The organism is Arsukibacterium sp. UBA5043 (assembly GCA_002415085.1).
Classification (GTDB): domain Bacteria; phylum Pseudomonadota; class Gammaproteobacteria; order Enterobacterales; family Alteromonadaceae; genus Alishewanella.
Genome location: DIBV01000017.1, coordinates 237,818 through 252,194, shown reverse-complemented (window position 1 = coordinate 252,194; position 14,377 = coordinate 237,818). Strand labels below are relative to the sequence as shown.

11 protein-coding genes and 1 tRNA gene are annotated in these 14,377 nt (G+C 47.1%); 5 read left to right on the top strand and 7 right to left on the bottom strand.

Annotated elements, in window-relative coordinates; translation table 11 throughout:
• The 6 genes from B2Q61_RS15075 to B2Q61_RS15050 are packed head-to-tail and all read right to left on the bottom strand — an operon-like array spanning window position 1 to window position 7,911.
• Window positions 1-1,899 carry an XrtA/PEP-CTERM system amidotransferase gene (locus B2Q61_RS15075; RefSeq protein WP_290617231.1) on the bottom strand — a complete coding sequence of 633 codons (1,899 nt, stop codon included), beginning with the start codon at window positions 1,897-1,899 and terminating at the stop codon, window positions 1-3.
• Between the two features lie 4 nt (window positions 1,900-1,903).
• On the bottom strand, window positions 1,904-3,076 hold the full coding sequence (locus B2Q61_RS15070; RefSeq protein ID WP_290617229.1) for a TIGR03088 family PEP-CTERM/XrtA system glycosyltransferase: 1,173 nt from the start codon (window positions 3,074-3,076) through the stop codon (window positions 1,904-1,906).
• Window positions 3,073-4,602, bottom strand: coding sequence for an exosortase A (xrtA, locus tag B2Q61_RS15065; RefSeq protein WP_290617227.1), 1,530 nt, complete (start codon window positions 4,600-4,602; stop codon window positions 3,073-3,075). The genes B2Q61_RS15070 and xrtA overlap by 4 nt, the downstream gene beginning before the upstream one ends.
• Before the next feature lie 5 nt (window positions 4,603-4,607).
• The gene (locus B2Q61_RS15060) at window positions 4,608-5,636 is read right to left on the bottom strand and encodes a FemAB family XrtA/PEP-CTERM system-associated protein (RefSeq protein WP_290617225.1); all 1,029 of its coding nucleotides are present in this window, start codon (window positions 5,634-5,636) and stop codon (window positions 4,608-4,610) included.
• A gap of 8 nt (window positions 5,637-5,644) precedes the next feature.
• Entirely contained in the window at window positions 5,645-6,496 is an 852-nt protein-coding gene (locus tag B2Q61_RS15055; RefSeq protein WP_290617223.1) for an XrtA system polysaccharide deacetylase, read from the bottom strand.
• Window positions 6,497-6,501: 5 nt separating this feature from the next.
• Window positions 6,502-7,911 (bottom strand): TIGR03013 family XrtA/PEP-CTERM system glycosyltransferase, encoded by a 1,410-nt coding sequence (locus B2Q61_RS15050; RefSeq protein ID WP_290617221.1) that lies wholly within the window; start codon window positions 7,909-7,911, stop codon window positions 6,502-6,504.
• Window positions 7,912-8,093: 182 nt separating this feature from the next.
• Here B2Q61_RS15050 and B2Q61_RS15045 point away from each other — a divergent pair, with 182 nt between their 5' ends.
• Genes B2Q61_RS15045 through B2Q61_RS15030 form a run of 4 tightly spaced genes read left to right on the top strand, consistent with a single transcriptional unit; the run spans window position 8,094 to window position 12,849 of the window.
• Window positions 8,094-8,729 (top strand): XrtA/PEP-CTERM system exopolysaccharide export protein, encoded by a 636-nt coding sequence (locus B2Q61_RS15045; RefSeq protein ID WP_290617219.1) that lies wholly within the window; start codon window positions 8,094-8,096, stop codon window positions 8,727-8,729.
• A 46-nt stretch (window positions 8,730-8,775) separates the two neighbouring features.
• Entirely contained in the window at window positions 8,776-10,371 is a 1,596-nt protein-coding gene (locus tag B2Q61_RS15040; RefSeq protein ID WP_290617217.1) for an XrtA system polysaccharide chain length determinant, read from the top strand.
• The gene (locus B2Q61_RS15035; protein WP_290617215.1) at window positions 10,368-11,258 is read left to right on the top strand and encodes an XrtA-associated tyrosine autokinase; all 891 of its coding nucleotides are present in this window, start codon (window positions 10,368-10,370) and stop codon (window positions 11,256-11,258) included. The genes B2Q61_RS15040 and B2Q61_RS15035 overlap by 4 nt, the downstream gene beginning before the upstream one ends.
• Window positions 11,233-12,849 (top strand): hypothetical protein, encoded by a 1,617-nt coding sequence (locus tag B2Q61_RS15030; protein ID WP_290617213.1) that lies wholly within the window; start codon window positions 11,233-11,235, stop codon window positions 12,847-12,849. Before B2Q61_RS15035 ends, B2Q61_RS15030 begins: the two co-directional genes overlap by 26 nt.
• Before the next feature lie 55 nt (window positions 12,850-12,904).
• Here the strand turns inward: B2Q61_RS15030 and B2Q61_RS15025 are convergent, their stop codons facing one another.
• The gene (locus B2Q61_RS15025; RefSeq protein WP_290617212.1) at window positions 12,905-13,891 is read right to left on the bottom strand and encodes an XrtA/PEP-CTERM system-associated ATPase; all 987 of its coding nucleotides are present in this window, start codon (window positions 13,889-13,891) and stop codon (window positions 12,905-12,907) included.
• A 377-nt stretch (window positions 13,892-14,268) separates the two neighbouring features.
• Between B2Q61_RS15025 and B2Q61_RS15020 the strand changes: the two genes are divergently transcribed.
• Window positions 14,269-14,344 (top strand) — tRNA-Ala (locus tag B2Q61_RS15020).
• Window positions 14,345-14,377 lie beyond the last annotated feature (33 nt).

The following is a 14,377-nucleotide window of genomic DNA, read 5'->3' as shown; positions in this document are numbered from 1 at the left end:
CTAGGCTCCCAATTGCTGACGATAAAACTGGGAGAACATCAGTAAGGTCCATAGCGCCGAGCTGTGGTCACGTTTACCGCTTATATGCTGTTGATACAGCTGCTGAATATGGTGTTGATTAAATAATCCTGAATCGGCCAGCGCTTCAGAATTTAGGGCTTGCTGCAGGGTTTGTTTCAGTGGGCCGCGAAACCAGCCGGCCAGTGGCACCGCAAAACCCATTTTTTTGCGGTACAGAATATCGTGCGGTAAATGCGGTTCCAGTGCCTGTTTAAAGGCGGCTTTACCCTCGTTACCTTTAATATTCATGGCGCTGGGCAGGCGGCTGGCCCATTCCACGTATTTATGGTCTAGTAGCGGTACCCTGACTTCCAGCGAATGCGCCATACTGGCCCGGTCTACTTTGGTCAGAATATCGCCCACCAGATAGGTTTTCATATCAAGATACTGTACTAATTTTAACGGATCATCGGTATTGGCATTTGCAGCATGGCGTTTAAATACTTCCACAGACTGATAGCCGCCGAGTTTCTGCTTAAGCTGCGGAGAAAACAAAGCCGCTCTGGCATCCGCACGCATAATCGACATGGTATTGCAGTAACCGGAAACCGCATTCATCGCCAATGACTGAAAGGTGGTTTTTGCCCGTAAAAATCGTGGCGCCCAGTCCAGCTTTGGATAGACATTACCCAGGGTACCAAATAATGGCTGACGGATACCCTGGGGCATAATGCCGCGCATTTTTTCTTCATGCAGCTGATAACGGTAGCGCCGGTAGCCACCAAACAGCTCATCACCACCGTCCCCTGAAAGGGCAACCGTTACGTGCTTTCTGGCGAGCTGACATACCCGGTAAGTTGGCATCGCCGAGCTGTCGGCATAAGGCTCATCGTACAGTGCTGCCAGTTTGTCTATTAGCGAAAAGTCATTCCGATCGACCATGCCACTGCGATGGTTTGTCTGATACTGTCTGGCGACCTGACTGGCATAATCACTTTCATCAAATTGCTGATCATCAAAGCCAATTGAACAGGTATTAACCGGGTTATCTTGTTGCAATTGGGCCATTAGAGCGACAATGGCACTGGAATCTACCCCACCGGATAAAAAAGCACCCAGTGGCACTTCAGCAATCATCCGGATATCTACCGCTTCTTTGAGGCGATCCAGTAATTCTGATTTTACCTGCTGCTCGGTCAGCACTGTCTGGCTGAAGTCGATATCCCAATACTGGGTTTGCTTAAGGCTGGTGGCTCCAGATCGATCCAGTAACAGATAGTGTCCTGGATTCAATTTGTAAGCATTGGCATAAATAGTATGTGGCTCGGGAATGTAACCGAACGTAAAATAGTCTTCAATACCTTGATAGTACAGGCTTTTGTCAAAGTCTGGGTGGGCTGTCAGTACTTTTAATTCTGAGCCAAACAAAAACTCTCCGCTGGGTAGCAGACTATAAAAGAACGGCTTAATGCCCATCCGGTCCCGTGCCATAAAAAGCTGTTGTTTATTTCGGTCCCAGATAGCAAAGGCAAACATCCCCCGGAAATGCTGGACACAGTCGACGCCCCATTCTTCCCAGGCGTGGACAATAGTTTCAGTATCGCCATGGGTAGAAAAGATATGGCCGCGGGCTTTCAGTTCCACGGTTAACTCAGCGAAATTATATATTTCTCCATTAAAAACAACAGCAACATCGCCTGTTTCATTAAACAGTGGCTGATGGCTACCTGCAATGTCAATGATGGATAGGCGACGATGTGCCAGGCCAATACCTGCTTCAAAATGATAGCCATCGTCGTCCGGCCCCCGATGCGATTGCAGGGTATTCATCACCTTTAAGACGTTCTGGTTAACCTGATCCGTGTTGTTTAGCTGTAAAATTCCGGCAATACCGCACATCTGTTTAACCTTCCTGTTGTTTATTATTGTCAAGATACAGGCACCGATAAGCACTAATCATGGTATCAAGACTAAATTTCTGTACTGCGGCTGCTCGGGCGTTGTCGCCCAGTATTTGCAGCTTCGCAGGAGCTTGCTGACATTGCAGCATCAGCTGCTGCAGTTGTGATTTGTTATTGCTGCTAAATATCCAGCCGGTTTGTGCTGTCTGTCCCTGCTCAGAATTTTTTTGCGCCGTGCTGACCAGTTCAGGATTGCCGCCGACGTTGCTGGCGATAACCGGCAGACCACACGCCATCGCTTCCAGAATGGTGTTGGAAATGCCTTCAGCCAATGAAGGCAGCACAAATACCGACAGCCCGGGTAAAATAATGGCAATATCGTTGCGATCCCCGGGCAACCAGCTTTGCTCTGCAAGGCCGGCCATTGTCAGTTGTTGTTGCAATTTGGGTCTGGCCGGACCATCTCCGATAATAACCAGGGCGGTATTACGCTGAAACGCAGCGTCCTCCTGACACAATGCAATGTAAGCCGCTACCAGTAATTGCTGATTTTTAACATCGGCAATTCGGCCGACGCTACCAAAAATAAGCCGGTCTGTCGCAGTCAGGGTTTTAGGTAAGGTCGAATTTGCACGGCTTGCAGGCTGAAAGCGCTCAGTGTCGACACCATTGCAGATCAGTGCTATCCGGTTAGCTGAGACTCCAACGCTGTGTTGCAGGTAGTTCAGACCTTCCCGCGACAGGGAAACATAGCGATGAATCATGGCTTTAAATAGCCGCTTCAACAGAACATACTTTTTATTCTGACCGCCAAGATCAGTTAAGTCCCAGCCATGTTCGCCATGGATCCGCAGTGGCACGCGTGCCAGCATCGCAGGCAGCTGGTATTCCATTGCCGCTAAATTACGACTATGGCAGATATCGGGTTTTAGCCGGCGAATTAACCGGAAGCAACGCCAAAACGAGCTGAGATCGTGGCCCGGGCGTTTGTGCAGGCAATAAATCTGGACGTTCTGCTGGGTTATTCGCTGAGAATAAGCGGGATCATAATCCGTTAAACAGATGATACTATGTCGAAATTCGTCAGGCTTGAGCTGGTTAATTAGATTAACTACGCCATTTTCCAGGCCGCCGGTACGAAAACTCCACAGGATATGACACACATGCACAGTCATGGCTGTGCCACCTGATTAGCCAAATCGATATGTTCTGGGCGGGGCGCATTGGCGGTAATAATCAGTTCAATGCGCTGAGAAAGTGCATCGTTAAGTGCCGTACGGGCCTGTTCAGGATTATCAGTGTAGCTAACACTTAATGCGAAAAAACTGCCGTGCTGGCTAATGTGTAGTACTTTGCCCAGCGCTTGCATCGCGGTAATAAGGTAAGGGTCGGCAGAGAAAAAATCGCCACTGCCATACCAGTACCACAATAGTCGTTTCTGGCCATTGGCCGCTCTTAAATCCACTTCCTGCAACGTAAACTGCTGCTTTGCGAAGGGCAACTGACGCTGTTCAGCACGGGCAGGAGTCCAATGTGCTGCCTGGTAGGGTTGGTTGTGCCAGCTAACCAGCTTTTTATCGTCGGTATGCTGGTAAAACGCCGCGTAAAACCAAATTTGATGCTGTTGCTGCTGCCAGGTACCGGCCAACTCGGCGGAACTGTCGGTAAATTTTGGCAGCATGACAGATTCAGCCACCGGAGTCAGACTTTGTTGGAGTGGCTGGACATAATAACGCGGCTGCTGAGCTAAGGGTGGTAACAGCAGGCTAATTAGCAGTGGCAACAACAACACTGAGGCACCACTGAACAATACCGACTTGGGCAGCGGCTTAATTTCAGCAGTATCACAAGCGCTGACTTGCACTGGTTTGTCGGCAAAAAAACCGCCGACAAAAAACATAATAAAAATGACTAAGCCAAAGAACAGCCAGCCATAAATTAAGTGGTCGACACCCACCGCGTGTTTCATATCAGTCAATGAGGCGATTAACACGATACCGTAGGCACGTATGCCATTGGCAACAATAGGCACGATAACAGCAGCAATACAAAAAATGGCCTGTTTTACTCTGCTGGTGTAAGTTAAATAGGCATACAATGTACCCAGTGCTACTGAGGCTATCAGATAACGAATACCAGAACAGGCTTCTGCTACCAGAAACAAGCCGGTTGGTGTGCTCAGATATAACCCTTCCCGGTATACCGGTATCTGACTTAATTGCAATGCTACGACGGTGATATCGGCGGTAATATCTTGCAACCAGGGTACCAGATTTTCGCCCATTGGCACGGCAAACAGCAGATAGAACAGCGGAAACCTTAATAGTTTCAGCAGCTGCCAGCCACAACATAACCAGAGTAATACCGGTAACATCAGTACTACGGCCAGCTGGGTAGCGACGTTGACCGACACGGCATTAGCAAAAAACCAGATAATGACCAGTGCAAGGAGCACAGGTAACGCTAAATAAGATGGATGTAAAGACGTTGCCGCGATATGCCGACGTTTGCGCCAGATCAAAAACAAGCTGATAGGAAAGATTAATATGCCGTGGGCATAGGTGTCTGAACGCAGCCAGATGGTTACCATCGACCACAGTGTTTCGGCAAAACAAAGCAGCCAGGTAATAAGCAGTAACGCCAGGGTTAGCGCATAAGTGTGCGCCGTTTTTACTTTTGCAGGCAAATGAGTTTTCAGCATAATTACTACCCCAGATACCTTGAAATTTTTGGTCCCAGCCATTGGCTTACTGCCAGCGGTAACTTTTGCCATAATTTTATGAATAACTGATATTTTGGGTTATTCGGGCTTAGGTTGGGCAGTGCATCGGCATTAATCAGCTGATACTGATAATGCAGCTCTTCGGGTACCATACCCCAGTGTTTTTTGTAGCTATAGGCGCCTGAATCCAGTTTGCTGCGACCAAAATCGTAACTGTCGCAGGCTTTGTCATGCCGGGCATGACACATTAACTGGTAGTACATAAAATCGTTACTCTTTAACTCTCGTGCTGCGCTGACCCCGCCACCATAGTAGGGCAGAACCTGTTGTTTATAATAAAAGCTCAGTACACTGGATACCGCTTTGCCGTCTTTACGCACTGTCAGGATCTCAGCACTATCACCAAAAACGTCAAACAGAGATTGGAAATAACGTTTACTGAAGACCGGGGTGCCGAGATTACGGACACTTTCAGAATAGGTTTGATAAAAAGAATCTAAAGTATTATCCAATGTAACGTTCAGCTGCTGATTTAAGGATTGGCGGATGACAGCCCGTTGTTTCTTTTTGATCCCTGCCAGAATGTCTGCATCCGATTCTGGCAGCGCACATTGAAAAGTAGCATGCTGCACACGGGTGATAAGCTGATTATTTTGTGGCTGACGATAGCGCAGTTCCAGATGATCGACGCCAAGCTCTTTGGCCAAGGTGATTGCGCTTTGCTCAAGATGTCGTTTAACGTCGTCTTCGCCTAAGGCACCGCCGTAAACACAAAAAGGGGTGGATACTAACGCATCACCGAATAAGCGGCTTTTTACTCTGGCAAGCGGCAGCACGCCAACGATTTTTTGATCCAAAGTGGCGTACAGATAAAAACCCTGATGGCCAAGGTCTGCCAGGACCTGTTGCCAGCCAGCAAGGTGAAAAAAGCTACCATCAGTACTACTTTTTACAAACTTATCCCAATCCGCACTGCGCTTGTCGGCCAGTGCTAAGCCTGATACCTGATACATGCTAATCCTTAGCGTTTAAAATAAGGTTGGTACACTTCGTTTACTGAGCGCCAGTTAAAATCTTGCAGTAAACACCCTATTTTTGCTTCCATTCTGTTTAAGTTAACGTAATGCCGAAAACGTGATTTTATTGGCGCACCGGTGATGCGCGGTTGCTGAGGATCAATCTCCCACGGGTGGCAGTAAAACATGTAAGGTATGTCTTTTTGTTTTACATAACGTGAAATTAGTCGTCGGCTTAACCAATAGGGTAGTAACCGAAAATACCCCCCCCCGGCGATAGGTAATTGCCGTCCCAACATCGACAACACCGGCATAGGACACTCCCAAATTCCTTCGTCACGAAAATAAGGTTGTTGTGGCCAGTCCGGGGTACCGTATAAATCGTGAACAACAGGATAGGTACTGGAGCTGTATTGATAGCCGGCTTGTTGCAACGACGCAAACGCCCATTCATTTTGTTTACCAATTGAAAAACTTGGTGCCCGGTAACCTGTTACCGCACTGCCGGTGATGTCTTCCAGTAGTTTTTTGGCACGGCTGACGTCCTGGAAAAATTCTGCCGGGCTCTGGCTGGTTGCCTTGCTATGGTTATAACCGTGACTGGCGACTTCATGGCCGCGCTGGTGAATGTCACGAACCAGTTCCGGAAAGCGCTCGGCAACCCAACCGAGCATAAAAAACGTGGCTTTTGCCTGATGGGTATCAAATAAATCGAGCAACTGTTTGGTATTTTTTTCTACTCTGGCGGGCATGTTATCCCAGTCTGCCGGAGCAATATTGCGCTCAAAAGCGGCTACATGAAAATAGTCTTCTACATCCACAGTGAGTGCACTGAACACGGAACTACGTTTGTTCATTACCGTTAGCGCCCCTTACCGAACAATACGATTTCTACGGTGCGAACCAGTATCATCAGGTCAAGCAGCAGGCTGCGATGTTTTATATAGTATAAGTCGAATTTCAATTTTTCCTGGGCGTCTTCTGCTGTGGCACCGTAAGGGTATTTTAACTGAGCCCAGCCGGTGAGACCTGGTTTCACATTATGCCGTTGACTGTAGTAGGGGATGTCTTTTACCAATTCGTTGACAAACTCGGGCCGTTCTGGCCGTGGGCCAACAAAGCCCATCTCACCCTTCAATACATTCATCAACTGCGGCAGTTCATCAATCCGGTATTTACGAATATATTTTCCTACCCTGGTTACCCGGTCGTCGTCAGCGCTGGCCCAGCGGGCACCATTTTTTTCTGCATCAGGTTTCATGCTGCGAAATTTCAGAATATAAAAAGGTTTGCCATCGAAGCCAACCCTAACCTGACGATAAAATACTGAGGTTCCCGTTCTACGACCATCTTCCAGGTAAATTAGCAAAGCGGTCAGCAGCATGATTGGCCAGGTAACAGCAAGCAAAATGACTGCCAGAAGTAGATTAAGTTTGTAATCGAGATTGGTTTTAAAGCGCTGATTTAAATCAAGGCCATTGCCATAAATAATCCAGCTGGGGTAAATAAGATTTACCGCTATCTGACCGGTTTCCCGCTCAATAAAATCAAGGATCTCGATGACTTCGATGCCACGGCTTTTACACTTAAACAGATCTTCGACCGGTAACATGTTTCGGCGCTCGTCACAGGCAATAACTAACTGGTCAATGCCGTTATCTACAGCGTACTGAAAAAGATTTTGTTGATAGTCAAAGCTGACCAACTTTTCTTCGGGTATACAAGCGGACTTGTCACCCTCGATGTGAGCAAAACCGACGATTTCAAAGAAACGTTTATCGACACTGCGGCGCATTCTGCGTTCAATTATTGAAGCGCGCTCACCGGCCCCCAGCACCAGAACCCGGCGTCTGCTGATCCGGGTGATATCATGGTAGTGAAACAATGCTCTGAACCCTGACAAGCTGAGCAGGGCGAGCACCGAGGATACAGCGAGATACAATACACTTATATGCAAGAATGGAAACAAATTGAAAATTATGCCTTCCAGCAGCAGGGCGCTGAAAAGTAATGTAATCATCACCCGTTTTATAATACCGCCATGATTTTCACGCAGCTTTTGATCATATAGCCCGACGGACAATGCGCAAAGCATAACGGCTGCAGCAAATAACACGGCATTAATTAATCGGTAATCAAGGGGGATGTGAGGGTTGAGAGTATTATAAAAGTAACTGGCAACCAAGCTTGATAAGCAAAGCAACGTTACCTCGCTAAACAGGAACACTTTGTCTGCGATGGTACTTTTTCCGTGTCGGCGATACGTGCCCATAACGACTTCCTTGTGCGGTTGTTGCATGTACAGAGCTTCCGACTACTGCACTATAGCCATTAATTTAGCCTAATTACTGCTCAAATTCTAGGATAAAATAGAAATTAAATTTTGAAAAAAGGCAGCACAAGAGTAAAGTTTTGCGTTATATTAATCTCGCAGCAAACAAAAGGATGCGTTTTATGATTGCGAACCGACTCTTAGCAGCACTGGTAATGGTGCTGGTTTCACTAAGTACTCTCACTGCCTGTTCCAGTAGCCGGCAACTTCCCCGAGCCACCGTGCAAGAATCTTTGACAACTTCGGTATCAAATTATCAGTATCTGGTTGGCCCTAACGACAGCCTGTCCATTTTTGTCTGGCGCAACCCTGAGCTATCGGGCAGTTTTATAGTCAGACCCGATGGTAAAATATCGACTTCTCTGGTTGAGGATGTTCCGGTCAGCGGTAAAACGCCGACCCAGGTAGCCCGGGATATGGAAGAGATATTGGGTAAATATATCCGTGACCCGGTGGTGACGGTTTCAGTAACTAACTTTATCGGACCTTACAGTGAACAGGTCAGGGTTATCGGTGAGGCAACGAATCCGCAGGCAGTAAGTTACCGTGAATATATGACGGTGCTGGATTTGATGATAGCGGTAGGCGGCCTGACTGAATTTGCCGATGGTAATGGTGCGAAACTGGTGCGGACCAGCAGTGGTGGTCAGGTGACTTACAGCCTGAGACTGGACGATTTAATCCGGGATGGCAATATTAGTGCTAACGTCGATATTTTGCCTGGCGATATCGTGATTATTCCGGAAGCATGGTTTTAGAAGTTAGTAATCTGGCAGTAACGGAGCGGTTGTTCATGGAGGATAAATGAGAGAGTTGCAACAGGCGATAGAGCTGGTACATACCTATTTGCAGGGAATTTGGCTGCGCCGGCGTTATATCGTAATAACCGCCTGGCTGATTTGTCCTGTCGGCTGGTTTTATGTGTACAGCCTGCCGCCAACCTATGAGGCGAATGCCAGATTATTTGTGGAGACCCGTACTTTTCTGGAACCGTTGTTGCGTGGTTTGGCGCTTCGCAGCAATACTGATGAAGAAATAAAGTTGATGGCCAGAACACTGTTGAGCAGGCCAAATCTGGAGAAAATTGCCAGAGCGACTGACTTGGACATTCAGGCAAAAAACGAAAAGCAGTTTGAAGCGTTAATTGATTCTCTGCAAAGCCAGATAAAAATCTCGGGCTCAGGCAGAGAAAACATCTATGTTATTTCCTACAGCAATCCGGTGCCTCAACGAGCGCTGAGTGTGGTACAGGAAACTCTGAATACCTTTGTTGAAAACCGATTAGGGTCCAGCCGTGCCGATTCTCAGGCAGCAGAAAGCTTTTTAAACAATGAAATTACCGAGTATGAAAACCGGTTAATTGAGGCTGAATTACGCCTTTCTGATTTTAAAAAGAACCGGATGGCGATGCTGCAAGGCAACGAGAGCGATTACTACAGTCAGTTAACGCAGGAGAAACGCCAGCTTGAGGCTGCCAGACTGGAACTCAGAGAACAGGAAACCCGTTTAGCCTCTGCCAGAAGTCAGTTGGTAGGAGAGGAGCCGGTTTTTGGTGTAATGCCCTTTGCTGGTAGTACCGGCGGTGGCGTAGCAACCCAGTATGATGAGCGGATCCGCAGTTTAACTGCGCAGTTAGACGGCTTACTGATCCGTTACACTGAGAATCACCCGGATGTGCAGGAAACGAAACGGTTGCTTGAACGATTAAAGAGTCAACGTGAAGAAGAGTTGCAGTTTATTGCTGCTAATGCTCCGCAAGGTAATACTGGTAGTAGCTTTAATCAGAATCCGGTATATCAGGAGTTGCGGATCAATGTCGCCCGACTGGAAACTGAAGTGGCGTCAACCCGAGTTCGTGTGCAGGCATACGCGGATAGGGTTGATGAGCTGGAAAGTAAATTAAATTTAATCCCGGAAATTGAAGCAGAATTTACCGGCCTGAACCGCGACTACCAAATTACCAAATCAAAATATGAAGCTTTGCTGGGCAAGCGCGAACAGGCAGAATTGTCGCGCCGGGCCGAGGCAACCGAGCAGGACGTGCAATTTAATATTATTGAACCGCCGCGGGTACCTTTGACACCTTCCGGCCCACCACGTGGTTTATTTTACACTGTGGTACTGCTGTTTGGTGTGGCGGGAGGGATTGCCATGGCCTTTTTACGCAGCCTGATATCCCCTGTGCTGTCACGGGCATCCCAATTGCAGAGTATTACCGATATACCGGTATTCGGGGTGGTGTCTCATACAGAAAAAAACGCTATTTTAAAGCAGGTGAGATTGCATTTTGTCTACTTTACCGCGTTAAGCGGAGCTTTAGTGTTGTGCTATTTAGCGTTGATAAGCAATGAGATGCTGTTTGGCCGGTCAGCCGAGATGTTGTTAAGGGTAATCCGATGAGTACTATTGAAAAAGCGGTAACCAAGTTGAATCGTGATAACAGCGGACGTGCTGAAAACAGTGATCTGCAAAACCCAACGCAGCGTCCGGCTGAAGAGCCGCTATATTCAGCACAAGCTAAAGCGTCGCAGCATGCAGATAAGCAAGACGGCTCTGCACATACCGTACAGCTGGATTTGGCGCTGCTTGAGAAAAAGAATTTTGTGTCGTTATCAACAGATCGTCGACTGATAAATGAAGAATACCGGGTCATTAAACGTAAACTCATTAATAATGCGTTTGGTGCGTTGAGTAAAACGCTGGAACACCCAAATCTGATCCTGGTCAGTAGCTCCAGACCGGGCGAAGGCAAAACCTTTTCTTCCATAAACCTGGCGCTTAGCATTGCGTTGGAGCAGGATAAAACCGTGTTGCTGGTGGATGCCGATGTGCTTAGGCCCAATGTCAGTAAAACGCTTAATATTAGCCACCATTTGGGGCTGACTGATTATTTACAGTCAACCAGTGTTACGGTGCCCGACATATTGTTAAGTACGAACGTTGAACGACTGAAAATTATTACTGCGGGTTCACCTCATCACTTATCAACCGAACTGTTAGCCAGTGAGCGCATGTCGCAACTGGTTGATGAGTTTGCCACCCGTTACCCTGATAGAATTGTGATATTTGATGCGCCGCCAATGCTTGGGGTTAATGAAACGGCGGTGATGGCGGCGATGTGCGGCCAGGCCGTGATCGTTGTCGAAGAAAACCGGACCCGTTTGGCTGAAATTGAGCAGTCTGTTTCGTTGTTGCCAAAAGAAATGGCAGTGGGTTTTCTGATTAACAAAGCGCACCGGAACCAGGGAAAAGGTTATGGTTATGGCTACTATTATGGCGCAAGTTAACGCGCGAACTTTATTACATTGTGGTACGTTGCTGATCGTTGCGCTGGCAACATTGCCGGCAATTGCCGCAGAAACCCAGATAGCGCCAAAAATCCGGGCCAGTAGCTATGCTTATCAGATTAAAGAATTTGATACTGCTGGGACTGACGAAGGGGTGGCTATTGCGCTGTCTCCTTCCATCGATTTTTCATTAGATTCTAAAGTATTGCAAACCCGCTTTAGCTGGCAGCACGAGTCGTTGTTTTATGAGGATGACCAGCGACGAAACAGAAGCTATGATGAATTTGCTTTTAGTAATATTGTGTCGTTATTTAATGAGCGGTTGACGTGGGGGGTTAATGCCCGCAACAGCTATCAGGTTCGCAATAGCCAGAGTGGAATTTTTAACGATAAAATTACCGCCGGAGGTGAGCTCAGTGAAGCCACGTCTTATGGTAGTTTTATAAACCTGAGCACAGCGGCATACAGTGATTTGAATGCCGCCTTGCGACTGGAATATAATCACAGCGAATACGACCAGCCGGACATCGATGATGGTTTGCCTGCTTTTGATAATGACAGTTATCGTGCCGGTTTGCTATTGGCAAGCCGCGATCGCTCGAATACGGCGTTCTGGCGGCTAGAGGGTGCCTTAGGTAAAACCCGGCGCCAGCAACTTCGTGATTACGACAACAGAGCGGCTCAGGCAATAATTGGCTTACCATTATCATCCCGTTTATCACTGATTGGCCGTGGTAGCTATGAGTTCACCGACAATAATAATTTTTATCAGAACCAATTTTATTCTTACGGTGGCGGCATTGAACTGAAGCTCGGACGGGTATCGTGGATTAACGTGTCGGTTAATCAATCCACCACTAAACGTTTTGATCAAGAAGATGAAGATACCACTTACTGGGCAACAGAATTTTACCTGGCGCCAAGTCGACGTACCTCTTTGGAGGGCTCTTACGATCGCCGTTATTTTGGCAGAACTGCCAGTTTAGCCGGGCAATATAATATTCGGGCGTTGACCTTACGGTTGAATGTAACGGACTCGGTGCAAACTCAGACCTCGTTGGATCGTGAGTTAACCGATTTAGGTATTTTTGTTTGCCCGCTAGGTGCTGTAGAGTTTACCGACTGTTATCGTCCGCCCAATGCTAATTATACCCCTCAACCTGGCGAATCTTATCAGCAGGTTACTGACGTGAGTGTTGAGCTGGATCAGGAGTTGGTGTTGCGCCGCTCAGCCAGCTTTGCTCTGGGTTATAGTAAACGGCGGTTAAGTGTCAACCTACTATTGAATGCCACTGATCTGGAATACGTGGAACGTAACGATGAGCAGAATAGTCGCAGTGTCAGTGTACAGACAGGTTGGCGTTTTACTGAGCGCAGCAGTATTAACGCTGCCTTGAGGGTATACCAGATAGACTACCAGTTTGCTAACCGTGAAGATGATAATATTCTGTTCTCAGTCGGTTATGATCTGACATTATCGGAGCACTCCGAGATGTCATTGTCTTTACGCCGAACAGAGCGAAATTCCAGTGTCGATCGCTTTAATGCCAGTGAAAACCGGGTATGGCTAAGCTATATTTATAGTTTTTAGCAGTTAGCCATGGTGTTAGTCTGCGATGTTAAGATTGCTTAACTACGCTGCATGGTTAGTTTGGTTTGTTTGGTGTGTCTAACAGCTGTTTTTGTTTTTTCAGCAGCTGATCAAGTTCTTTCGCGAGCTTTACTTTCTGCTCTAAGGAACTGTCCAACATTGCACTGATTTCTGTCAGAACTGCGGTATTAGATGCTCTGGTATCTGGTTCGGGTTTTACTGCAACCTGGTTGGCAACTTCTTGCGAGAGTTCCGTGATCACCGCTTGCAAATCGAGTTCGCTAATGCTCGTTAGCTCTTCCAGATAACCATAAAGCATTACTCTGTCCATTAACAAATTAATTTTTCTGGGAATACCACGACTGAAATCCTGTATATGAGGGTAACAGTTATCTGCTATTAAGCCTGCTTTTGCGCCCGCCTGATTAAGTCTGAATTCGATATAAGCTCGTGTTTCATCAGTTTGTAGTGGCGTTAAGTTAGAGGATGCAATAATACGCTGACGGAACTGCTCCATATTGGGGGCCTGGATAATGGGATTTAATTCATTTTGGCCAAGCAAAAAGCTTTGTAGTAGTGGTTTACCATTTACCTGAAAGTTTGACAGCATTCTCAGCTCTTCAATTGATTCCAGGGGCAGATTCTGGGCTTCATCCACGATTAGCAGGGCGCGACGATGTTGCGCGTGCAGGCGTTTTAAAAAACTGTATATGGCGTCCAGGTAGCTGGCTTTATTATGCTCTGTAACTGCCAGGTTAAAACTGGATGCAATCATTCTGATCAGGTCATCGGGCGCCAGCTTGGAGGTAACAATCTGCTTGGCAACAATTTCGTCCTGATTAAGCTGATTGAGTAGCTGGTTAGCAATGGTAGTTTTGCCGGTACCAACGTCACCGGTAATGACAATAAAACCTTCACCCTGGGTTAAGCCATATTGCAGGTAGGCCAGGGCGCGCTTGTGCAGTTTACTGGCAAAAAACCAATTAGGGTTAGGGGTGAGCTGAAAAGGCCGTTCTTTTAAACCATAGTAAGATTCGTACAAAATAATATCCTTATCAATTAGTGAGCATATATCCCAACCGCATCGGGTAAATTCTGATGACTGCTCAGCTGATGTACATTATTGGTAGTGTATACAAAATCATGCCTGAAAACGACAACTGCGCCTGAATTAGTGTGATTTTCAACCTGTATCAAATCAATGCTGATCACTAACCCTTTTTTGAAATGTAACGATGGAAACTTATCAAAAATCAGCAGGCTGGCGGCCTTGGTGCGTTAATTTTCGCCGGAAAGTTTAAAAAATGGCCGAACAATATTTTCGCTCGAAAAAACTGTTGACACATTTACGGTGTCACCCTAGAATGCGCCCCGTGTTCAGCGATAACGTTTCGGCGAAATAGCTGGATGCGAAAGTGTGGGGCTATAGCTCAGCTGGGAGAGCGCTTGCATGGCATGCAAGAGGTCAGCGGTTCGATCCCGCTTAGCTCCACCAAGATTTTCAGTGCGTCCCCTTCGTCTAGAGGCC